Here is a 22,837-nt window from a genome sequence, read left to right on the forward strand (position 1 = left end):
AACAGGTTCACCAGACTTATTATCCAAGACTTCTAATTTCTTCCTAACTTGCACCCATGGGAGAATATTCGATGAGTGATGCACTGAAACATTTTATGCGGAATCCCCGCATCAAAGGTTCTATGCAGGCCTTACAAATTGAGGATGTTTGGGAAAAGATCATGGGCAAGACCATCGCCAAATACACCGACAAAATACAGATTTACGGCAGTACTTTATATATCACCACTACAGTAGCTCCCCTCAAACAGGAATTGCTCTACCAGAAAGAGCAGATCATCCAGCGTGTGAATGAAACCCTGGGCGATAACACGGTGAAAGAAGTAGTGATCAAATAACTTATCTTATCAGTAATACAGTGCCCCTGATCACCACGTCTTTATGCTGGTAGCTATAACACTGCAAGCCGGAAAAACCCTTATTGCAGCCTTACACGGGGATCCACCACGCCATACAATACATCGGCCAGCACATTCACCAGTATAAAGAAGAAAGAAGTAATGAGCACGGATCCCATCACCACCGGGAAGTCGAGTTTTTCGAGCGCATCTACCGTTACCTTGCCGATGCCTTTCCAGCCAAAGATGTATTCTACAAAGAAGGCGCCGGCCAGCAGTTCGGCAAACCAGCCGGTAATGGCTGTGATCACCGGGTTGAGGGCATTGCGCAGCGCATGCTTCCAGATCACCGTCCTTTTATTCAATCCTTTGGCATAAGCTGTACGGATATAATCCTGATTGAGCACATCGAGCATCGACCCACGGGTAAGTTGGGTGATAATAGCCAAGGGGCGAATGCCCAGGGTAAAGGCCGGCAGTATCAGGTTCTTTAATTGCAGTTCCCTGTTCCAAAGCGGAGGCGCTGTATCAAACAGCGTTCCTGTCATGTTGAGCCCCGTATAATCACTCAATACAAATCCAAAGAGGTAGGCGATAATAATACCCATGAAGAAAGAAGGCGCAGAGATACCCAATACACTGGCAAAAATAGCCGAGGTATCCATCCAGGTATCTTTTTTCACAGCTGCGATCACCCCCAGGGGAATACCAATGACAATGGCGATGAGAATGGCGGCCAGCGCCAGCACCAGCGTGCCCGGCAAGGCTTCCATCAATACCTGCCACACATCTTTCTTGGTTTGGTATGACCGCCGCAGGTAAGGCACTTTCAATCCTACCTTGGTTTCATTACCCACAAACCATCCTTTCAATTGTTTCTTGTCTATCTCCTGTTGGGTGTGCATCGCTACGGGCGACACATCATTGAGGTACAACGCAAACTGTTTCCAAACCGGCTGGTCCAGGTAGAGTTCTTTGCGGATATTATCGCGGGTAGCTGCATCCGCACTTTGTCCCAGCATCAGCCGCGATGGATCGCCAAAGCCCTGAAACAGGAAGAAGACCAATACCACTACCCCCAGCATAACCAGCAGGCCGTAGAACATTCGTTTGGTGAAGTACCTGATCAAAATTGATGTATGATTTCGATGTTTACAAGAGTTGATACCAAACTGGCATGTAGCTGTTAGCTGTGAGGTATTAGCTGTTAGCACTTTTGTTTCGCCAACGTTGGCCGGGAATAGCTAAAAGCTAATACCTCACAGCTAACACCTCTTTATTAGCTTCTAAAGCCATTACTACCGGCAAGGCCTTGTCCAGGTCCGCATAACTCCATTTACGGAGAATGGTTCCCTTTTTCATCAGCACCAGCGTTGGATTGGCCCGGCCAGCCGTTTTAATGACCACCGGATCACACCGCAGTGGCAACATCATATTGAATACAGCCGGCGATTCCGTGCTATACAATGTTTCCGTAGGAATACTCGTCACCAGGAAACCCTGTATATTCTTTTGAGTAGCCGTTTGCAGGATCGTTTGCAGCACTACAGGCCAGTTGCCCTGGTTGTAATCGTTGCGCAGCAACAGGTAGAGCTGGTATTTATCTTCCTGCAGCAATGCCTGCGTGGTATCATTCTTATAGAATGTTTGCAGCGAGAAGTCCTTGATCTTAGGCTCCGCATTGCCCTTGCGCACCACCTTGTCGTACCGCTTTACAAACTTGTACAGCGAATCATCAAAATCTTCGGGAAACTGGGCCGCCGTAAACTCGATCTCTTTTCCTGCTTTGTTGTATACAAAAGTGATCACCGTACTATCCGGGATCGCGCCGGCCGGCACTTTCATTTTCTCCGTTAAGTTATTACCCTCTTTATAAGGCAGGCAATCAACCACAGGCAGGTGCAGGAGGGTGAACCACTGGAAGGCAAAAGAAAATACAGTGGCAAAGAACAGGACGACAACACTGCCCGGCATGGGGATGGCGGGTTTGATCTTGTTGCGGTATATAAATATCACACCGATCAATACCAGCAGCAACAGGTCTTTCATAAACGACTGATCGGCCGTTAAAGGAATACAGTCACCAAAGCAGCCGCATTCGCGCACCTTACCCGAAAACAACGCATAGCCCGTGAGGAAAGTGAAAAACACGATCAGCAGCAGGAGCAGCCAGCTAAACAGCCGCATTTGCCAGCCTACCAGGATAGCCACGCCGGCAATGATCTCAAAAGCATTCATGGCCACAGAAAAAGCCAGTGTATAATTATCCAGGAATCCCCAGCCCCATATCTCAAAAAACTCCTGCATTTTATAGCTGAGTCCCAGCGGATCATTGGCTTTCACCAATCCGGAGAAAATAAACAGCACGCCTACAATGATCCGCGATATGGTAAGGAAATATTTCATAATATAATGAGATGCTTGATAATGTGGTGCAAGATAACAAAACCGGATTCTCAATCATCACCCTGTTATTCACAATAGCCTGAATAAACAAGGATGGAAGGGAGAGATTTGTGGTAGAATGATGACCCCATTGATCAACTAAATCAAAAATTGTTATGCTACGTTACCGGAATATCATGATCAGCACCCTATTACTGCTGGGGCCTTTGCTGTCAAAAGCCCGGCAGGACAGCGCCAACAGCTTTAGCGCTTACGCCGACCAACAGGAGAAGGTTTTTGTTGCCTTATATGAAAAAAAGGATGTCACCACCTATGAGCACCTGCTGCAAGCCTGGCAGGAACGGTACCGGCAGTTGCCCGATAAAACGCAAAAGCAATATACCCGTTACCTGGCCAATGCTTATTATAACCTGGCCTGTGTCCATGCCTTACTGGGCAATAAAAAGCCGGCGCTTGACTACCTGGGCCTATCCATCCAATCAGGCTACTCCAACTATGCGCATATGATGAAGGATACCGACCTGGATGGCATTCGCAAAGACCCGGCATTCAGCAAAATGCTGCAGCCCTTGCGGGCTACCGGCGATTACCTGTACATCCTGCAAAGGGCCGGAACATACAATGAAAAGGACAAGCGGCCATTGCCGGCCTTTACCTACCAGCCAGCCGGCGATATCAACCTCACAGCCCTGCGCAGGGCCTTTAACCTCGATTCTATTGCCGGCCAGGGCCATGATGTATCCAAAGTGTTGAATGTGCTGCACTGGGTGCATGAGCTAATACCGCACGATGGTAATCATGAGAACCCCGCCGCCAGAAATGCCCTGCAGCTGATTGCCGTTTGCCGGAAAGACGACAGGGGCTTAAATTGCAGGGGGCTGGCGACCGTGCTCAATGAGGCCTACCTGGCGTTGGGATTCGCTTCCCGGCTGGTCACCTGCCTGCCCAAAGACAGCCTGCGTACCGATCCCGACTGTCACGTGATCAATATGGTGTATGTACCTTCGCTTAAGAAATGGATCTGGGCCGATCCCACCAATGATGCCTATGTGATGAACGAAAAGGGGGAATTATTGGGCATCCAGGAGGTACGGGAGCGGATAATCCGCAATGAGCCGCTGATCCTGAACCCTACGGCCAACTGGAACCATCGCTCGTCTACCACCAAAGAAGATTATCTGTACCGCTATATGGCCAAGAACCTGTATATACTGCAAAGCCCGGCACACAGTACCTGGAACATGGAAGCCCCTGAGCCCGGCAAAACCATTCAGTATATCCAACTGCTGCCGCTGGACTATTTCAAGCAAGGTCCCGATAAGAAGGAAAGCACCAGCCAAAAGAGTGGCACTACGTATCAATATTACAACACTAATAATCCAGCCGCTTTCTGGCAACTACCCTGATATGAAACAACTGCTCATTGTATGCATCCTGCTTTGCCTGTTATTACCAACTGTAATAGCCCAGATAAACTTTAAAGAGGCGGGTGCCGGCACACAGCATATTGCCTGGGAAAATTATTCCACCACCTACCTGGGTGAAGGGAGCGACAGTATTCCCCTGATCGTTACCGCCATTCCTTATAACGGCATCTATGAGTATGGTGATCAATATTCCCGGAATACACCCATGGATATGTCGTTCAGTGGTTACCGGTTCCGTTCACAACTGGCCAATGGCAGGCAACAATTGTATACCTATGATTCCAGTGAAGTATACTTCCTGACACCCGGCATTTACCAGCACAATGCGGCGCAATACGAGTTCAGGGTGTTGGAAGACGACCAAAAGCTGATCAGGGACTGGGGTCCTGTCACCGCTTTTTTTGATGCGTCCTTCCAGCTCAATGTCTTTCACGTAAAATTTGGTTTCCTGGGAGGCTTTACGACCTCCTGGGGACATTTTCTGGTAGTGGAGTTACGCAAAAAAGGGGCTGCGGCTCCGTTTACCGCCTCCGTAGTGTATTGGCAGTCCACCAGGCCTGCCTTAGAGGCGGTTTTCACCACCCGCGACCTGACCACGATCATGCTCAACATTACCAATGACTACCGGCTGTCGAAAAACTTTACGCGGGAGTTATGGAAAAACTATCCGCCAGACCAACTGGATTCCGTTACGGGCCTGCCCAAACATTTGGAGGTGGCATCCGGACAAAACGGGCTCATCTTCCAGGTAGGCGCAAGGATATACAAAAAAGGAACACTTGAATACAGGGTCATGCGCAATGGGCATGTGCATACAGACTGGACAGGCAATAAGGCCAATAACAGCTATGTATGGATCGATGATCCCGGTCCCGGCAATTATACCCTGGAGATGCGCTATCGCAAGCAGCGGCACCATGTTACCTCCTTCTCTTTCACCGTACAGCCAGCCTGGTATGAGACCTGGGCATTCCGGCTGATCACCGGTATTTTGATCATTGCTTTTATTGGTTTTGTGGTCCTGTTGTTCAAACTGCGCCGGCAACGAAAAAAAACAGCAGCTGAACAGGCTAAGAAAGAAAGATTTGAGCAGGGATTGAAATCCGTATATGCCCAGCTGAACCCTCATTTTACCTTCAATGCACTGTCTTCCATACAGGGCCTCATCAATAACAATGATATCAAAGGAGCCAATCGCTACCTGTCCGACTTTGCCAGCCTCGTACGGCACTCTCTCACCGATAGTGAGCGGGCATCTATTCCCCTGCAGCGGGAACTGCAAACGCTGGATACTTATCTTACCCTGGAAAAGATGCGGTTTAACTTTACCTACATCATTCACTGTGAGGAGGCTTTGCCGGCGGCTGAAACAGAGATACCTTCGCTGCTGCTACAACCCCTGGCCGAAAATGCGGTGAAGCATGGCGTGGCCACCTTACAGGAAAAGGGACTCATACGTGTAGAAGTACTACGGCAGCAGGATGATATGGTGATACGCATCAGCGATAATGGATTGGGCTTTGAACCCGGCAGGGAAACAACTGGCTATGGGTTAAAGCTCACCAAAGACAGGATACGCTTATTGAATGAAATGGCAGAAAAAGAACAAATACAATTGAATATAACAAGTGAAGCCCAACAGGGTACTGTCGTTGAACTCTTATTTAAAAACTGGTTGGTATGAAAGCAATACTGATCGATGATGAAAAGAACAACCTGATCAACCTGGAGCAGTTGTTGAAGACGTATTGCCCCACTGTGGAGGTAATAGCTACCGCCATCAATGCCATAGAAGGTAAATCGGCTTTGCTGCAATATCACCCCGACCTTGTTTTCCTCGACATACAAATGCCGGGAAAGAACGGATTTGAACTGCTGCGTGAGCTGCCTCAATATGATTTTGAAGTGATCTTTGTGACCGCTTTCGACCAATATGCCATTCAGGCCGTACGATTTGCTGCTGTGGATTACCTGCTGAAGCCCGTGAACATCGAAGAGTTGCAGGCAGCCGTGGGCCGGGCAACCGCTAAAAGCCGGGATAAAAAGAAGAATATACAACTGGAAAACCTTATTCAATTGTTGCAGGGCAAACAGGAAGACCACCGCATTGCGCTTACTACGCTAAAAGAAACACGCTTTATCCGTACGCCGGAGATTATCCGCTGTGAATCGTCCAACAACTATACCCTCTTCTTCCTGGCCGGCGGTGAAAAGCTCACCGCTTCCAGGCCCATCTTTGAATATGAGGAACTGCTGAAAGAATATGGTTTTATACGCTGTCATCAATCCCACCTGGTAAACCGGAAATACGTGAAAAGCTGGGTGAAGGAAGATGGCGGTTACCTGCTGCTCGACAATGGACACCAGGTGCCTGTTTCCCGGAATAAAAAAGAAGTAGTGGCCTGGGCGCTCAAGGCCTGAGGTAACATCATGCTTCCTTATACGCCTCCCACAATTTAATCGTTTCCATCGCCTCTTTTACATCATGTACACGCAGGATATGCGCACCATTGAGCAGGCTGAGGGTATTTATGACAGTGGTGCCGTTGAGCGCTTCATCAGCGGTGATGCCCAGTGTTTTCCAAATGGTACGTTTACGGGAGAGTCCTACCAGGATGGGAAGCCGTAGCATATGGAGAGCCGACAGGTTTTTCAGCAATGCCAGGTTGTGTTGATCGTTCTTCCCAAAGCCAAAGCCGGGATCAAGAATGATATCCTTAATGCCTGCTTTTCTACAAAGTGCTACTTGTTGAATGAAAAAATCCAGCACCTCGCGCGTTATATTATCATAGACAGCCAGCTGGTGCAGGGTTTCGAGGGTTCCCTTCATATGCATGAGCACGTAGGGCACCTGCAAAGCGGCTACCGTTTCGATCATGGCGGCGTCGATACTTCCTGCACTCACATCGTTGACGATCGAGGCACCAGCTGCTACAGCTTCCGCTGCTACCCGCGATTGAAAAGTATCGATGGAAATAATGACCTCCGGAAACCGCTGGTGAATGGCCTGGATAGCCCCCGTGACCCGCCTCAACTCCTCTTCCACAGGCACCCTTTCACTGCGCGGGCGGGTACTTTGGCCGCCAATATCCAGCAGGGATGCCCCATCGGCTATCATACGGTCCGCCTGCCGCACAATATCCGTTTCCTGGTACCGGCTACCGGCATAAAATGAGTCGGGAGTAGTGTTCATTATCCCCATTACCAGTGGTTTATCCACCACCAGCAGCCTGCCTTTGCAATTGAGTGTATACATTTAACCTTTGTTCGTTATTTTTGGCGGCTTAAAGGTAAAGCAAGAATACAGAATACAGGAGCCGGAATACAGAATCCTGAAGAGAGCAAGCATTATTATGAGCAATACAAACCAACAATACGACGCAGCAGTTCAATCGTGCAGGGATATTTTTATCAGTAAGACCAAAGATTATGGTACCGCCTGGCGTGTATTGCGGCCCATCTCCATTGTAGACCAGATCTTCATCAAGGCCCAGCGTATCCGCACCATACAGGAAAAAGGCACCCAGCGCGTTGGTGATGATATTGCCGGTGAATTTAAAGGCATGGTCAATTATGGGGTAATCGGACTCATACAGCTGGAACTAACGAACAGCGCCGTAGAAGACCTGCCCGTAGCAGAGGTAGAAAGACTGTATGCCGAAAAGATCGCTTTTACCAAATCGACCATGCTCGATAAAAACCATGACTATGGCGAAGCCTGGCGCGGCATGAGCCAGGAAAGTTATGCCGACCTGATCCTGATGAAGCTCATGCGCATACGCCAGATACTGGCCAATGAAGGAAGAACATTGATCAGCGAAGGTATTGACGCCAATTATGTAGATATTATCAATTACTCTGTGTTCGCCCTCATCATGATCGAAGAAGGCAAGCACAAAGGATAATATCCTATGCCGCCGGCACTACCGGAATAATAAAAGCCCCCCTTTCAGGCCCCGCTCCTACTACAGAAATACAGATACTGTCTCCGGGGGCCAACACACCTGCAGCCATGTCATCATCCAATAGTTTGATGGTGCTGGTGCTTACCAGGTTGCCATACTTTACCACATTGATGCCCATCTTATCGCGGCTGATGCCATGCTCTTTGATCAGCGTATCCAGGAAAGCATTGGTGAGCGCCGGGCTGGCCTGGTGGGTATAGATCTTTTTTACTTTGTTTAAATAGTCAGGCTGCAGGGCCAGCAATTGCCGGTGATTGAGCGTCATCCCCTTGATATAATATTCTTTGATCCGGGGCCCGGCCATTGCAAAGCAGGACAAAGCTTCACATTTTTCGGTACCCGGAGGGTCCCAGGCGCCGCTGCCATAATAATGGATCAGCGGATCATCGAATCCTGCTTCCTCGCCAAACTGCAGGGAGTCGCGGGAATAGAAAGAATAGCCAGACACTTCTTCTGTTTTCTTCAACACAACGGCCGATACGCCATCGGAAAAAAGCGCGGCCGACATCCACAAGGATTTGCCCAATGGGTGCAGTGAATTGTCTTTGTATACCGGTGTTTGTGTGTACAGGCTGCTGAGGCTATAAGAGATCAGCAGGATATTTTTGCCTTTCATTTGTGCAGCCAGCGCTACTGCACGGGCAAAACCTGCACAGCCTGCCCCAAGCAGTATTGGTACAATATTGTCATTAAGCCCTATTTCTTTGTATAAAAGAAAAGCATCCTGATCCAGCTGTACCATGAACGGAGAACAGGTTACAATGATAGCGGCATCGACTTCACGTGCATCCAGCTTCGCTTTTCTTAAGGCTTCTTTAGTGGTATTAACCACCACCTGCGGATCTTTAAATACATCGGGCGCCCAGCTCTTGGATTTTATACCCAGTATTTTCTCTACCATTTTTCCATCTAAATATTTTCCTTCCTGCTGCCTGTCGGGCACTTTAAATTCATTGGCCCATTCATCAATACTAATCGGTTCGGCTACGAAAGAGGCAACGCCGGTAATAGCCAGCTTGATCTGGTGCATAAAACTTGTTTAATGAAATGAAATGCAATGAAACGACATAACGCACCTCTCTGCAATCCCCTTTTTACAGGATTTTGGCACTGCCCTTGCAGGTTCCTGCTGCTATTTTTTCCGGGTGGTAACCAGCTAGTAGCTGGCAGCGCTGTAACTTTTTTCGGATTTCTCCGTCTTACAGATACCCAACACTACTGTCATGCTTAAAAACTATATTAAAACGGCCTTCCGGAACTTCCGGAGGAACAAGTTTTATACCTCCCTCAATATTACGGGCCTTGCCATCGGTATTGCCACCTGTATGTTGATCCTGTTGTATGTACATGATGAATTGAGTTATGACCGGTTCAATGCAAAGGCAAGCCGCATTTACCGCATCAATAATGAGATAAGGTTTGGCGGCAATTATTTTGATGTGGCCCAAACGCCTGCGCTGTTAGGAACAGAAGCTGTAAAACAGTTGCCGCAGGTAGAACAATATACCCGTCTACGGTGGCGCGCCCCCCTGTTGATCAAAAAAGGGGCCGCCAATATCCGGGAAACCCGTCTTGCGTATAGTGACTCTACCTTGTTTGAAGTATTTACCTTACCGATGATTTCCGGCGATCCCCTCACAGCATTGAAAGAGCCCCATTCCCTCGTGATCACGGAAAGTATGGCCCGGAAATATTTCGACCATACGGATGTAGCCGGGCAATACCTTACCATTAATGATACGGTCAGGTACAAGGTTACCGGTGTTATCAGGGACATTCCCCAAAACTCCCATTTCAATTTCGATCTCATCCTGCCTTTTGTTGAAATGAAAGAAAGCCGGAGTGATAACTGGCTGAGCCAAAATTTCAATACCTATCTCGTTCTGAAGAAAGGGACCGATGTACATAAGGTGTCCCAACAGGTAGATGCCCTGCTGCAAAGTTTTATGGAGCCTGAACTAAGGTCCGTGCTGGGCATTAGCCTGGATGAATTCAACAAACAGGGCAGCTTTGTAAAATGTACCCTTACCCCATTAACCGATATTCACCTGCATTCCAACAGGGAAGGAGAAATGGCCCCTAACGGCGACATTCAATATGTATACATATTTTCCCTGGTCGCTTTTTTTATTCTCGCCATTGCCTGCGTCAATTTCATGAACCTTTTCACGGCACGCGCCTCCAATCGTGCCCGGGAAATTGGCGTGAGAAAAGTATTGGGTTCCTTAAGAAGCAACCTTATCCATCAGTTCCTGATAGAATCATTGCTGATCAGCTTCATTGCCTTACTGGTGGCTTTACTGATGGTATGGCCCATACTGCCATACTTTAATGAACTGGCTGGTAAGGAGATTAGTTTTTACGTACTGCTGAAACCATCCATGGCGGGTGCACTGCTGCTTTTTGCCCTGATGATCGGGCTGCTGGCAGGAACCTACCCGGCATTTCTGTTATCATCCTTTCAGCCCATAGAAGTATTGAAAGGAAAACTGGCCAAAGGGTTCAAAGGCAGCTGGCTCAGGAATGCCCTGGTGGTCTTTCAATTTGCGGTATCCATTATGCTTATTATAGGCACCATTGTTATATACGGTCAGCTCCGCTACATGCACCGTAAAGATATTGGCTTCAACAGGCAGCAGGTGCTGGTCATCCATAATACCGACGCTTTAAAAAAGGAATTGACCGCTTTCAAAAATGGATTGCAGCAATTGAGTGGGGTGGCCGGCGTAACCATGACAGGTTATTTGCCGGTAAGCGGCGACAGGAACAACAATGCCTTTTTCACTTCTCCTGCCCTTGATCCTAAAAGCGTCATTTCTATGCAATCCTGGTACGTAGATGATCAATACATTCCTACTTTGGCAGTAAAGCTATTGGAAGGACGGAATTTTTCACCGCAATTCCCGACTGATTCTACAGGCATCATTCTCAATGAGGCCGCTGCTGCCAGGTTCCTGGCTACCAATACCGCGCTGAATAAAAAACTGTATGTATTAGCTGATACCAAAAGCAAAGCGTTAAAAGAATACCATGTGATCGGTGTCATGAAAAACTTTCATTTTAATTCTTTACGGGAATCCATTACTCCCCTGGCCCTATTTTTAGGTAAGGACCGTACCAGTATTGCCGTACGTTTGAACGAACAGCATATTACTGCTACTATCGGAGCCATACAGCGTCAATGGCGATCCATGGCGCCCGGGCAGCCTTTTGTCCATTCCTTTATGAATGAGGAATTCGACCGGCTTTATAAAACGGATCAGCGTACAGGGAAGATCACTGTTTCCTTTGCGATACTGGCCATACTGATAGCCTGCCTGGGATTGTTTGCACTGGTAGCCTATGCAGCAGAGCAACGTATTAAAGAAATCGGGATCCGTAAAGTATTGGGTGCTTCCGTGATCAGCCTCCTGCGTTTACTCTCCTTCAACTTTTTGAAGCTGGTGGCCATAGCCGCACTGATCTCTTTCCCCGTATCCTGGTGGGCCATGAATAAATGGCTCCAGGGCTTTGCCTACCGGATAGCTATCAGCTGGCAGGTATTTGCCATTGCCGGGGTAGCTGCCTTACTCATTGCCTTACTAACGATCAGTTTCCAGGCCATTAAAGCGGCTATCGCCAACCCTGTGGAAAGTCTGCGTTCGGAATAACTTTTGCCTTACGGATCTCATCGCATTGGCCGGGCATCTTACCCCCTGCCATGGGATCATATATTAAATAGAATAAATTCTCTATATTCGCATTACCTATCATATTCTGTTTACCCCTTCCTAACCTTCCCTTTTTAGTAGTACCTGATAAAAGACTGGCTCAGCTGTTTGCTAACAAAGCAAAAGATTGAAATTGAGTAATCGATTCAATGATTCTATTACAACACGCAATGAAAAGGATCAAGACTTTTTGGGAGCTAATTATTTGTACAGGTGCAAGTGGCACACTCAGGGAATCATTTACCTGCAAAGGCATCAACCGCTTGTCGGTGGCCATCATTCTCTTCAACCTGATAGCCGGCCCTTCGCTGTTTATTTTGACCGGCCTGCCTGCCACCCTTTGGGGAATCCTGGCAATAGATGCGCTCATGGGTGTCGTCATTTTGTTAAATGCCAAACGGCTGCATCAGGCAGCCGGCCTGCTGTTTTTTATCACCCTCAATATAGCCACCTTCTGTTTTGCCGCCATCTTGGGTAAGGATGCAAATGCCCAGCTTATGATTGTTTTCCTGGTAGGACTTGCCAGCATTTTGTATGATGATAAAAGATTACGTGCCATCTGTGTAGGCCTCTCTTTCCTCTGTTTCCTGGCGCTTGAATATACCTATCAGCATAACCTGTTGCCAACCTTGGCCATCAACGAGGGAGGCAGGAGCCTCATACGCTGGAGTTCTTATTTTGCGATCACCGTGCTGGTGGGCTACCTGTTCTGTATTTATTCCGATCTTACCCGGGATTTGCTGAATGAACTCGAAGCACAAAAAGAGCAGTTGGAACAGCACTTACTCAGCAAGAAACATTTTATCCGGGAAGCCGTACATGAGATCAAAAGCGGCTTCAATCCTATTGAAGGCATGGTAGCTTACCTGGCCGAATCAGACCGGCTCAAAAAAACAACGGTCACTGCCGATCAGTTAATAGGGCATATAAAGGGAGGATGTCTTAGTTATCGCAGGCTGTTGGCCAACCTCCTGGAGTTTTCCAAGATCGAGTTTGGCAAGAAAGATGATCCCATCATGGAACCTATGGAGATAAGGTCCTTTATGCAACAGGTAGTGAATGAATTTCAATATGCAGCTTACGCAGAAAAAACGTCCATTGTACTACAGATCGACGAGAATGTTCCTGCCATGGTTTCCTGCGATCCCATCAAGCTGCGCCAGATAGCCAACAACCTCATTCACAATGCCATCAAATTTGTACGGACCAGCTGCCATGTAGTAGTAAAAGTTGAACTGCACGGGGTGGATGCCTGGCAACTCACCGTGATCAATGATGGAGAAAGCTTCACCGAAGAACAGCTTAAGAGAATTTTTCACCCCTACCAGCATGTGCGTACCGGGGTCAACCTGGAGGGAAATGGGTTGGGACTATTCATTACCCACAAATTGGTGGAAACACTCCAGGGAAATATTGAAGTAGTGAGAGCGGTCAAAGACCATACCGTATTTGAGGTTACGTTCCCGCTGGAACAACGAATGGCCATTAATGCAAAAACCTCTGCCCGGGCTTAACATGCCCGCTAATACCTGACAACTGCATCTATATTTCACTCAAACGCTTTACCGGGTTGGCCATGGCCGCCCCCCAGGCCTGCGAATAGTTTGTTAAATTAGCCATTGCGCACCTCTGTTACACCCAGCCCTGCGTTAAAGCTCATTAAACCCGATCCACCATGCTCCTCAACAAAAACAAGTTCTTCCTGTTGCTCTTTGTGATGGCATTTGGTCCCTTCCTGGCCTATAAGCTGGTGTGGATTGCCCGTTCGGAGAAAGTAAACGGCGTGATGGGCTTTGTGGGAAAAAGCTATACCGGGCAATTGATCCATTACTATTCAGTGATCAGTTTCCAGGCAGGAAAAGATACCATCTGGATGAATGGCAATGACAATATCTTCTTTAAGAAAGGCGAAGCGGTGCCCATCCGGTATCAAAAGAACGATCCCCATAATGCGCGGCTCGATATATTTCCCTCCATGTGGGGCGACACCATCGTATACGGCGGCATTCCCGTAGCCATCCTCCTCCTGTTATACCTGCATCCCCATATCTTTCCACGACGTACAAAGTTCCGGCTTTCGGGTAAAAGGCCTTTTCTCCAGGTGATACCGCCACCAGATCAACTGCAGCCTGCCACCAATGTTGCAAACATGTACACTTAAATACCAACAGCCTTAGGGGGAAGAAAACCCGTCCTTCAACTCGGTACCAGTACCCAGGTCTTTGAGCAGCACCTTATTAACAGTGCCGATGCCCGCAAATGATATATTAACCCCATATAGTTTACCCAACGGTTGCTGATAGACAGTTTCGAATACCTTCTTGTTGTTGATCCACACACTTACCTGCTTATGGATGACCTGTAGTTTAATGATCCCTCCTGCCGTAAGATCGCTTCCCAGAAAAGCAAGATCATCTTCTTCACCATTCTTGACCAATTCTGAAAACTGGAGGTTTACCCAGGAGGTGCAGCCTGGTTTAATGGTGAATAAAGTATGCCGCGCGCGTTCTCCATACACCGTAGCTTTTACCTGCGAACAGCGAACACCGGCCCGTGCAGGGGAAGTAGTAACATCAGCGGTCAATTCAAAATTATCCCCATCAATGGCAGTAGGTTGCGCATTCACAAAATCTACAAAGAATGTCTTATTGGTATCCACCCCTGCCTGGAGCAATTGCTGGGTATTGACGGTCATTTTGTTCCCTTTGAATAAAGAACCACTGATGATCGGGTACACCCGCATGGTATCTCTTTCAACAGTAGCAGTAGCGGTCCACCCTTTGGATTGGAGGTAGATGGCTACGGTATCAATATCTTTTCCATTGTACACAAGCCGCGCATAGTACCTGCCAGGCACTTCATAATAGTGGGTCAGCAATACCCCCGGCAATATCTTTTTAGGTCTTCTGCTATCACCAAAATGAATGGAAAAACTGTCCCGGATACCGGCAAAGTTTTCAGCCAACACCAACTTGAATACGGCCGAATGTGGGTTCTCTCCTTCCGGATTATTACATACAAGCCGGGCATCGCCAGGGTCAATATCAGCCACCGCTTTATTAGCCAGCCAAAGCCACCACATTAGCAAGGCAGCGAAGGCAATAAGCGCAACAGCCAAAGGCCACCCTCTTTTTTTAGCAACCGGTTGGGGTGTTATGGATATGGTTGTTGACTGCGGTACAACTGCCAGTGCTTGTCTGGCAAGCTCCTTTTCTTCCTGTTTGGGACGTGGATGCTGCGCCAGAAAGTTTTCCCAGTCACTATAACCAGCATAAGAGGCCAGGGCATCGCGGGTGGCTTTCTGGGGATAATAACGTTCAGGCGTTTTGAGCTTACCAAAGATCCGCTTGAGTGTATTCGGACTTATTTGAGTACCTGTAGCATGAGAAAGTATACTGCTCAGCCGGATATAGTCGCGGTTGGTCCATTCAGCAGTAGCGGGATTGCCGTATTTCTCTCCCACATACCGGCAGCAGATCTCCAAATGGTAGAACGACTCCTTACTTTCATGTTGTCCATTTACGGCAGGCATACAAAATGCAAAATACTTATTTCCATCGGCTTATGTTGTCCAAAGTTTTGGTAAACCGATTGGATATACCTCGATAGGCAGAATAGTTCCGGCGCCCGGTATTTTTATGCTGCCCACCAGGGCATCAACCAAATTGATTGCTGTATGAAAAAACAATTGCTGTATGTATTATCAGGATTGCTGCTGTTCTATGGCCAGGCCATGGCACAATCCAAATCAGTTACCGGCAAGGTAATGGATGTATTGAATAACCAACCACTGGCCGGTGTCAGTATCACCATTCCCGGAACGGTCACCGGCACCACCACCGACAGTGCCGGACTATTCCAGCTGCAGGTACCGGCATCCGCCAAAGTGATCCAGGTTTCACTGATCAATTATTTGACACAAACCATTGAGATCAATGGAGGCCCTATGTCCATATTACTTACAGCTGCTGCCAAAGGGCTCGACGAAGTGGTAGTAGTAGGATATGGCACCCAAAAGAAGAAAGACCTTACCGGGGCCGTGTCTACCATTGGCGCAAAAGATATAGGCGGCCGGCAAACCATCCAGGTGTCGGAGGCCCTGCAGGGAAGTATAGCGGGTGTTTCTGTAACCCGCAGCAGCGGTGCACCGGGCGCAGGCGCCAGTATACTTATCCGCGGCATTACCACACTGGGTGCCAATAATCCGCTGATCATACTGGATGGGGTGCCCGTGAGTAATATAGACAACGTGAACCCCAATGATGTAGAGAATATTACAGTACTGAAGGATGCTGCCAGCGCCGCCATTTATGGTTCCAGGGGCGCTGCCGGCGTGGTACTGGTTACCACCAAACGTGCCAGGAACGGGCAAAGCAGCCTCGAATACAATTATGAATACGGCGTGCAAAAAGCGACTGCCCTGCCAGAATATGCCGATGCACCTGATTACATGCGCTATTTTAATGAACAGGCCACCAATGATGGCGCTTCCACCGGTCCGTACCCTATTGCTTTTATCAACAACTTTGCCGACAGCAACCGGCTTTACCCGGATAAGTTTCCTTTTTCCAATACCAACTGGCAAAAGACGATCATGACAGAAAAGTATGCCCCACGCTACCGGCACGACCTGGTTTTTACCATGGGCACCGGCAAGATCAAGACCAAGGCCTCCCTGGGCTATTCCAGGTCCGACGCTTTTTATGATCACTACTCCTATGAACGCTACCTGTTCCGCATCAACAATGACCTGCAGATCAACAATAAGCTCAGCGCCAACCTCGACGTAGCTTACAAACGCACCCATACAGAATCGCCCATTGGCAATCCTATTTATGAATCACGGGTAATGCCGGCAATTTATGATGACTATTATGCCAATGGCAACTATGCTTTGGCCAAGGACGGCCGCAATCCCATTGCCCAATTGAATGAAGGAGGTACCGCTAAAACTTACCTCAACCAGATCACCGGTCGCCTGGTATTCAATTTCAAACCCATCCAGGACCTTACATTGACAGCCTTGCTCTCTCCCACTTTTGACCTGGATAAATCAAAGACCTTTTCCAAAAGGATCCCTTTCACCAATCCCGATGGTAGCCCCAGTGCCTTCAGTAACCAGGCCAGAAGTATATTGACCGAAGGCAGAACCGATAACCTGGCTATTACAGGCCAGTTGCTGGCCGATTACACGAAGGATTTTAAAGGCGGTCATAGCCTTGGCATATTGGGTGGCTATGAAGAACTGTATAATTTCAATGAATCACTGGGAGCTTCCCGCAGTGGATTTGCACTTACAGATTTTCCTTACCTCAATGCCGGCTCACAGGAATTACGGGATAATAGCGGCAGCGCCAGCGAATCGGCACTCCGCTCTTTCTTTGGCCGGGTGAAATACGATTTCAATAGTAAATATTATATACAGGGCAACCTGCGGTATGACAAATCAAGTCGCTTTGGCAAACAGTTCCGTGACGCCTTATTTCCTTCCGTATCCGCAGGCTGGGCTGTTTCGGAAGAGTCCTTCATGAAGGATCTCAACTGGCTATCGTATCTGAAGCTGAGGGGGTCTTATGGAGAAGTAGGCAATGAACGCATTGGCAATTACCCTTACCAGGCTACCATCAGCTTTACCAATGCTTTGTTTTATCAGAATGGTGTAGTAGTCCCCCTCAATGGCGGCGCACAGGTAGATTATGCAGTTGAAAACATTTCCTGGGAAACCACCCGTACGATCGATGTAGGGGTGGATGCTGCCTTCCTGAAAAACAGGCTCACCGTCACTGCCGACTATTACCAGAAAAGGACCTATGATATCCTGCTGGCACTGGATATTCCGTTGTACCTGGGCTATGAAAAACCCAGCCAGAATGCAGGCACACTGGATGTAAAAGGATGGGAACTGGAAGTGGGCTGGAAAGATCATGTGGGCAAGCTCAATTACTCAGTAGCTTTTAATATTGCTGATGCCAGGTCAACGATCATTGATATGAAGGGCACCCAATTGCTGGGAGCACAAAGCACTTTTAAAGGCAGTGAATTCAATGAATGGTTTGGCTATCGCTCCAACGGATTATACCAATCAGCAGCCGATACGGCCGGATCGCCCAAACTGAACTCCAATGTAAGTCCGGGCGATGTAAGGTATGTGGACATCAATAAAGACGGTAAGATAACTCCCGACGATAAACAATTACTGGGCGGCTCCCTTCCCCGCTACCTGTATGGTGGCAATATCAGGGCCGACTACAAGGGATTTGATATTGGATTGTCCTTCCAGGGCATCGGTAAAAAGCTCACAAGACTGAGCGGTGAGATCGTTCAGCCTTTTGCCGAGGCATTTGGCAATGTACCACAGGAGATCGCAGGCAAATTCTGGAGCAAGTCCAATACGCCGGAGCAAAACCTGCAGGCACGCTATCCAAGATTGTCCACCCGCTCTATTTCCAACAACTACGAAATGTCTGACTTCTGGCTGGTAAACGGGGCCTACTTCCGCATAAAGAACCTTACCCTTGGTTATACGCTGAAACAGGAACTGGTAAAGAAAGCCGGTATCCAATCCCTGCGCTTTTATGTTTCCGCCAATGACCTGTTTGCCATACATCATTTCCCGAATTACTGGGATCCTGAAGCTGGCACGTCTTCCTATCCCATTGTAACCACCATCATGGCCGGAGCCACCGTAAGGTTTTAGTCAAACCACCTAAAGATCATAACAATGAAAAAGATATTCCTGCTAATACTGGTAATCACCGGCCTGGGGGCCTGTAATAAGCTGGACCTGAATCCGCTTTCAGAACCTTCCACGGGTAGCTTTTATAAGAATCAAACAGAGCTTGAGCTGGCGGTCAATGACCTCTACCGGCTTGACTTCTGGGGCAACGATAATGAACAGTTTTCGGATAATTACTGGCACAGGGGCCAATTGGGCAATGCAGTTACATTTGGCACCATGAATGCCGAAGATGGCACTGCACAGGCATTATGGTCCATCTGCTATAAAGCGATTGCAAGGGTCAATACTTTCCTGGCCAATAAGGACAGGGCGGCAGCCAATACCCCGGCCAGCGTGATCACTACGCTGGAAGCGGAAATGAGGCTGATACGCGCCTATCAATACTCCAGGCTCATTACGCACTTTGGAGATGTACCTTTACTGAAAGAGCCCATTCCGCTGGAACAATCCTATGGCATAAAGCGCACAGGTAAAGATGAAATACTGAACTTCATTTTCACAGAACTGGACTTTGCTGCTGCCAACCTGCCCTCATCCTACAGTGGATCGGCCTTGAAACGCCTGACCAAAGGAGCGGCGCTTTCCATAAAGGCACGTACAGCCCTGTATTTGGGTAAATGGGCCATTGCCAGGGATGCAGCTTCGGCAGTCATGCAGTTCACAGGAGCCGGAGCCTATAGCCTGCATCCCAATTATGCGCAGCTGTTCCTGAAGGCCGGAGAAACCAGCCCCGAACTCATCATCAGCATTCCCAGAGATGAAACACAAAAGGTGTTTACATCCGGCACCAATGTACAGGACCAGATACCGCGTAATACAGGCGGCTTTGGCGCCCAGATACCCACCCGTGAGATCGTAGACGCTTACGAATGCACTGATGGAAAACCGATCGATGAATCCCCGCTTTACAATCCATTGTCTCCTTTTGCCAATCGTGACCCACGCCTCACGGCAACGGTGGTGGAATTCAACACACCATGGCTGGGCTACAGCTACCAGCCGCATCCCGATACACTTACCGTATTCAGCACCAAAGAAAACAAAAGGGTTTCTAACCGCGATAATCGCGCAGTAGCTGCCTTTGCCAGCTTCACCGGATTTCTGTGGAAGAAAGGCATTGATCAATCCTGGGCCGATAAGGTGGCTGAAGACAATGATGCTGTTATTATCCGCTTTGCAGAAGTATTACTCACCTATGCAGAAGCAAAGATCGAATTGAATGAAGTGGATGCAAGCGTATTGGACGCCATTAACCGCGTCAGGGCCCGGGCCTATGGAGTAGCAGTAGCACAAACCACCTTGTATCCGGCCATCACCGTCACAGATGCCATTGAACTAAAGAAGATCATTAAGAGAGAAAGAAGGGTGGAATTTGCAAAAGAAGGATTACGGTATATGGACCTGATACGCTGGCGGCTGGCAGAAAAAGCACTCACCAGGCCCGTCATTGGATTACCCGATCCTGCCAATCAAAACCGGGCTAAATGGCCATTCCCGGGCGTAACACCCATTGATGACGACGGCATACCCGACTATACAGGGTTTGGTAATGATGTAAAAATAGTAGCCCAGCGCAACTTTGATAAGAGCAAACAATACCTCTGGCCCATACCAGCCATAGAACGGCGCGTAAATCCTTCCCTGGACCAGAACCCCAATTATTAGCGATCAGGTATTCACTAAAAGCTAACGCCTGACAGCTAATAACCCCTTTAAAAAAATATCATTAAGATCACAAAGTATACTCTATGAAGCTATTATTCCGAAGGCTTATCCTACCAGTCCTGTGTATCCTCGTTTCCTGCCAGGTTCATGCACAGCCGGCCGGCGCCAGTCTTCCGCCATTTGTAACAGCCCCTGGCAAACCATTACAAATAAGCGGTGTATATCCGCACCTGGCGGTGTTTAATGAAGGAGGAGGCGCTAAATGCGCAGGTGACGGCAGCGAAGGAGGCATCGGCGCTGTAACGCCCTGGGCCGGCAAACTATGGATGATCACCTATTCACCGCATTGTCCGAATGGAAGTTCAGATAAACTGTACAGTATTGATGAAGGACTCAACCTGTATGCCCATCCTGAAAGCGTGGGCGGCACGCCGGCCAACCGCATGATCCACCGGGAAAGCAATCAATTGATCACCGGCTCTTATTTTATCGATTCCACCGGCAACATCCGTACCGTGCCGCTTACCGTAATGCCGGGCAGGATGACAGCCACGGCAAGACATTTATCCGACCCAGCCAACAAAGTTTATTTCTATGATATGGAAGGTATGTTGTATGAAGTGAATGTGCATACCCTGGCCGTGAATAAACTGTTCAATAAACCCGTGCCGGGCTGGCATGGAAAAGGCGGTTATACGGCACAGAAACAATTGATCATTGCCAACAATGGAGAGCACAAGGTTTTTGACATTAAGTCCACCGACCTGCAGGTCGGCGGCGCCCCGGTAAGCAAAGAAGATATGGGTGTACTGGCTTCCTGGGACGGTAAGACCTGGAAGATCATAGAGCGGAAACAGTTTACAGACGTTACCGGTCCCGGCGGTATTTATGGCGCACCCGATGATGCAGCGCCAGCCTGGAGTATCGGCTGGGATAAACGTTCCGTGATCCTTAAATTACTGGATGGCGGCCAATGGTTCACGTACCGGTTGCCCAAAGCCACGCACACCTATGATCATTGGGGAGGCTGGTATACAGAATGGCCGCGCATTCGTGAAATTGGCAATAATAAAATGCTGATGGATATGCATGGCATGTTCTATGATTTTCCCCGCAATTTCAGCTATGCGCATCACGGCGGCCTCTTCCCCATCAGTACACACCTGCGCTACATACCAGACTTCTGCCATTGGAATGGCCAACTAGTATTGGCTACCGATGAAACGACCATCCTGGAGAACCCGTACGCAGGCCGCTCACAATCCAATTTGTGGTTTGGTACACCCGCCGATCTGCAGCAATGGGGTGCGCCCAACGCCTGGGGTGGCGTATGGATAAAGGATACTGTAAAATCAGGAGTGGCTTCAGATGCATTTTTGATCAATGGGTTTGCCAAAAAAGTATTGCACCTGAGTCATGAGGCAGGCGAAGCGGTAACCTTTACGATTGAAACCGACAAGGATGGCACTAATAATTGGCAGGCATACACCACGGTTACAGTGCCGGCCCATGGCTACAGGTATTATATATTCCCAACCGGCGCCGAAGCAGGCTGGGTAAGGGTAAAGCCTAACAGGAACTGTATAGCTTCCGCATTCTTTCATTTCTCCGCCACAGCACATGAGCAGCCAGCCGGCCTGTTCAATACACTGGCAGGCATTGATGAACCGGGTGAAATACAGGCCAGCTTTATTCGGCCTGCTGCGCACAACAAGAACCTGCAGGTATTACAAAGCAAGGCAAACGGCGCTCATACCTATACCGAAGTGAATGAATCGCTGACCTTCATTCCTGCAGTAACCGACAGTTTGCAAAAGCTGCAGCAAATACTGACAGTGAAAAGGGATTTTGAAACAGATGATGCATCGGTGATCATTCATGACAAAACAGGTAGTTTCCGCTTGCCTAAAACCTCGGCTGCATACGACAACCCTTTTGCTGCCGGGTGGCCCCGTGGCATCAGGGAATTGGAGTCCGAAAGATTTATGCTCAATGCACATGGCACACTGTATGAAGTAGGACGCGAATCAGGTTATATAGCTATACGGCCCATCACTACACACAAAAAGAAGATGGTGGATTATTGCACCTGGCGGGGCTTGCTGGTGATCAGCGGCACAAAAAACAATGCTCAACCAGACGGACATTATTTCCAGGATGCAGCTCATACCAATGGGTTGTGGTTTGGGGCTATCGACGACCTGTGGAAACTGGGTAAACCGGTTGGAGAAGGAGGCTTATGGAAAAATGCTATTGTGAAGGCCAATACCCCATCCCTGCCCTTCCTGATGACCGGGTATGATAAGAAAAGCATTTCCCTGACAGCTGATCAGGACCTTACCGTCACACTGGAAGTGAATACAGATCTTTCGGGATGGCATACTTATAAGGAGATCAAAGTGCCGGCAGGCAAAACCATTCAACATGTATTCCCCGATGGCTTCAGCGCCCATTGGATCAGGGCGAAGACCAACAGGAATGGCAAGGTCACAGCTTGGCTGAAATACGAATAAGGCCCCAGGCCTGCAATAAATAACCGGGAGCCGGGCGTTGGTTTGCCAATGCCCGGCTTCGTATTTTGTAAGTT

General features: G+C 48.5%; 16 protein-coding genes. 11 read left to right on the forward strand and 5 right to left on the reverse strand.

Annotated features, from left to right (window positions below):
• Window positions 1-56: 56 nt before the first annotated feature.
• A complete protein-coding gene (locus D3H65_RS07765) occupies window positions 57-338 on the forward strand; it encodes a DUF721 domain-containing protein (RefSeq protein WP_119049738.1) in 282 nt (93 codons plus the stop codon).
• 80 nt (window positions 339-418) lie between these two features.
• On the opposite strand, the gene D3H65_RS07770 is transcribed toward D3H65_RS07765, so the two are convergent.
• Both D3H65_RS07770 and D3H65_RS07775 read right to left on the reverse strand, forming a co-directional pair.
• Window positions 419-1,468: an ABC transporter permease gene (locus D3H65_RS07770; RefSeq protein ID WP_119049739.1), complete on the reverse strand. Its 1,050-nt coding sequence runs from the start codon at window positions 1,466-1,468 to the stop codon at window positions 419-421.
• A 121-nt stretch (window positions 1,469-1,589) separates the two neighbouring features.
• Entirely contained in the window at window positions 1,590-2,744 is a 1,155-nt protein-coding gene (locus D3H65_RS07775) for a BT_3928 family protein (protein WP_119049740.1), read from the reverse strand.
• Between the two features lie 155 nt (window positions 2,745-2,899).
• On the opposite strand from D3H65_RS07775, the gene D3H65_RS07780 reads away from it, so the two are divergent.
• The 3 genes from D3H65_RS07780 to D3H65_RS07790 are packed head-to-tail and all read left to right on the forward strand — an operon-like array spanning window position 2,900 to window position 6,592.
• Entirely contained in the window at window positions 2,900-4,150 is a 1,251-nt protein-coding gene (locus D3H65_RS07780; protein WP_119049741.1) for a transglutaminase-like domain-containing protein, read from the forward strand.
• A gap of 1 nt (window position 4,151) precedes the next feature.
• Entirely contained in the window at window positions 4,152-5,855 is a 1,704-nt protein-coding gene (locus D3H65_RS07785; protein WP_119049742.1) for a sensor histidine kinase, read from the forward strand.
• A complete protein-coding gene (locus tag D3H65_RS07790) occupies window positions 5,852-6,592 on the forward strand; it encodes a LytR/AlgR family response regulator transcription factor (protein ID WP_119049743.1) in 741 nt (246 codons plus the stop codon). Before D3H65_RS07785 ends, D3H65_RS07790 begins: the two co-directional genes overlap by 4 nt.
• A 7-nt stretch (window positions 6,593-6,599) precedes the next feature.
• Here D3H65_RS07790 and folP read toward each other — a convergent pair whose 3' ends face one another.
• Window positions 6,600-7,427 carry a dihydropteroate synthase gene (gene folP / locus D3H65_RS07795; protein ID WP_119049744.1) on the reverse strand — a complete coding sequence of 276 codons (828 nt, stop codon included), beginning with the start codon at window positions 7,425-7,427 and terminating at the stop codon, window positions 6,600-6,602.
• 97 nt (window positions 7,428-7,524) lie between these two features.
• On the opposite strand from folP, the gene D3H65_RS07800 reads away from it, so the two are divergent.
• Complete coding sequence (locus D3H65_RS07800) at window positions 7,525-8,076, forward strand: DUF1599 domain-containing protein (RefSeq protein ID WP_119054427.1); 552 nt, start codon at window positions 7,525-7,527, stop codon at window positions 8,074-8,076.
• Between the two features lie 4 nt (window positions 8,077-8,080).
• On the opposite strand, the gene D3H65_RS07805 is transcribed toward D3H65_RS07800, so the two are convergent.
• Window positions 8,081-9,166, reverse strand: coding sequence for a 3-oxoacyl-[acyl-carrier-protein] synthase III C-terminal domain-containing protein (locus tag D3H65_RS07805; RefSeq protein WP_119049745.1), 1,086 nt, complete (start codon window positions 9,164-9,166; stop codon window positions 8,081-8,083).
• 193 nt (window positions 9,167-9,359) lie between these two features.
• Here D3H65_RS07805 and D3H65_RS07810 point away from each other — a divergent pair, with 193 nt between their 5' ends.
• The 3 genes from D3H65_RS07810 to D3H65_RS07820 all read left to right on the forward strand — a co-directional run bounded on the left by D3H65_RS07810 (window position 9,360) and on the right by D3H65_RS07820 (window position 14,007).
• On the forward strand, window positions 9,360-11,786 hold the full coding sequence (locus D3H65_RS07810; RefSeq protein ID WP_119049746.1) for an ABC transporter permease: 2,427 nt from the start codon (window positions 9,360-9,362) through the stop codon (window positions 11,784-11,786).
• 230 nt (window positions 11,787-12,016) lie between these two features.
• Complete coding sequence (locus D3H65_RS07815) at window positions 12,017-13,360, forward strand: sensor histidine kinase (protein WP_162915480.1); 1,344 nt, start codon at window positions 12,017-12,019, stop codon at window positions 13,358-13,360.
• Window positions 13,361-13,521: 161 nt separating this feature from the next.
• A complete protein-coding gene (locus tag D3H65_RS07820; RefSeq protein WP_119049750.1) occupies window positions 13,522-14,007 on the forward strand; it encodes a hypothetical protein in 486 nt (161 codons plus the stop codon).
• Window positions 14,008-14,019: 12 nt separating this feature from the next.
• Here D3H65_RS07820 and D3H65_RS07825 read toward each other — a convergent pair whose 3' ends face one another.
• Window positions 14,020-15,378: a hypothetical protein gene (locus D3H65_RS07825; protein ID WP_119049752.1), complete on the reverse strand. Its 1,359-nt coding sequence runs from the start codon at window positions 15,376-15,378 to the stop codon at window positions 14,020-14,022.
• A 144-nt stretch (window positions 15,379-15,522) separates the two neighbouring features.
• Between D3H65_RS07825 and D3H65_RS07830 the strand changes: the two genes are divergently transcribed.
• From D3H65_RS07830 to D3H65_RS07840, 3 genes are all read left to right on the forward strand, one after another.
• Window positions 15,523-18,543, forward strand: a complete 3,021-nt coding sequence (locus D3H65_RS07830) for a SusC/RagA family TonB-linked outer membrane protein (RefSeq protein ID WP_119049754.1) — start codon at window positions 15,523-15,525, stop codon at window positions 18,541-18,543.
• A 24-nt stretch (window positions 18,544-18,567) separates the two neighbouring features.
• The gene (locus D3H65_RS07835; RefSeq protein WP_119049756.1) at window positions 18,568-20,250 is read left to right on the forward strand and encodes a RagB/SusD family nutrient uptake outer membrane protein; all 1,683 of its coding nucleotides are present in this window, start codon (window positions 18,568-18,570) and stop codon (window positions 20,248-20,250) included.
• An 83-nt stretch (window positions 20,251-20,333) separates the two neighbouring features.
• Entirely contained in the window at window positions 20,334-22,763 is a 2,430-nt protein-coding gene (locus tag D3H65_RS07840; RefSeq protein ID WP_119049758.1) for a hypothetical protein, read from the forward strand.
• The last annotated feature ends 74 nt before the right edge of the window (window positions 22,764-22,837 follow it).

It is taken from the genome of Paraflavitalea soli, from assembly GCF_003555545.1.
GTDB classification, from domain to species: domain Bacteria; phylum Bacteroidota; class Bacteroidia; order Chitinophagales; family Chitinophagaceae; genus Paraflavitalea; species Paraflavitalea soli.

Coding starts and splice junctions, on each gene's coding strand:
- D3H65_RS07765 (WP_119049738.1), top strand. CDS start 57: ATGGGAGAATATTCGATGAGTGATGCACTGAAACATTTTATGCGGAAT.
- D3H65_RS07775 (WP_119049740.1), bottom strand. CDS start 2,744: ATGAAATATTTCCTTACCATATCGCGGATCATTGTAGGCGTGCTGTTT.
- D3H65_RS07780 (WP_119049741.1), top strand. CDS start 2,900: ATGCTACGTTACCGGAATATCATGATCAGCACCCTATTACTGCTGGGG.
- D3H65_RS07785 (WP_119049742.1), top strand. CDS start 4,152: ATGAAACAACTGCTCATTGTATGCATCCTGCTTTGCCTGTTATTACCA.
- D3H65_RS07790 (WP_119049743.1), top strand. CDS start 5,852: ATGAAAGCAATACTGATCGATGATGAAAAGAACAACCTGATCAACCTG.
- folP (WP_119049744.1), bottom strand. CDS start 7,427: ATGTATACACTCAATTGCAAAGGCAGGCTGCTGGTGGTGGATAAACCA.
- D3H65_RS07800 (WP_119054427.1), top strand. CDS start 7,525: ATGAGCAATACAAACCAACAATACGACGCAGCAGTTCAATCGTGCAGG.
- D3H65_RS07805 (WP_119049745.1), bottom strand. CDS start 9,166: ATGCACCAGATCAAGCTGGCTATTACCGGCGTTGCCTCTTTCGTAGCC.
- D3H65_RS07810 (WP_119049746.1), top strand. CDS start 9,360: ATGCTTAAAAACTATATTAAAACGGCCTTCCGGAACTTCCGGAGGAAC.
- D3H65_RS07815 (WP_162915480.1), top strand. CDS start 12,017: ATGAAAAGGATCAAGACTTTTTGGGAGCTAATTATTTGTACAGGTGCA.
- D3H65_RS07820 (WP_119049750.1), top strand. CDS start 13,522: ATGCTCCTCAACAAAAACAAGTTCTTCCTGTTGCTCTTTGTGATGGCA.
- D3H65_RS07825 (WP_119049752.1), bottom strand. CDS start 15,378: ATGCCTGCCGTAAATGGACAACATGAAAGTAAGGAGTCGTTCTACCAT.
- D3H65_RS07830 (WP_119049754.1), top strand. CDS start 15,523: ATGAAAAAACAATTGCTGTATGTATTATCAGGATTGCTGCTGTTCTAT.
- D3H65_RS07835 (WP_119049756.1), top strand. CDS start 18,568: ATGAAAAAGATATTCCTGCTAATACTGGTAATCACCGGCCTGGGGGCC.
- D3H65_RS07840 (WP_119049758.1), top strand. CDS start 20,334: ATGAAGCTATTATTCCGAAGGCTTATCCTACCAGTCCTGTGTATCCTC.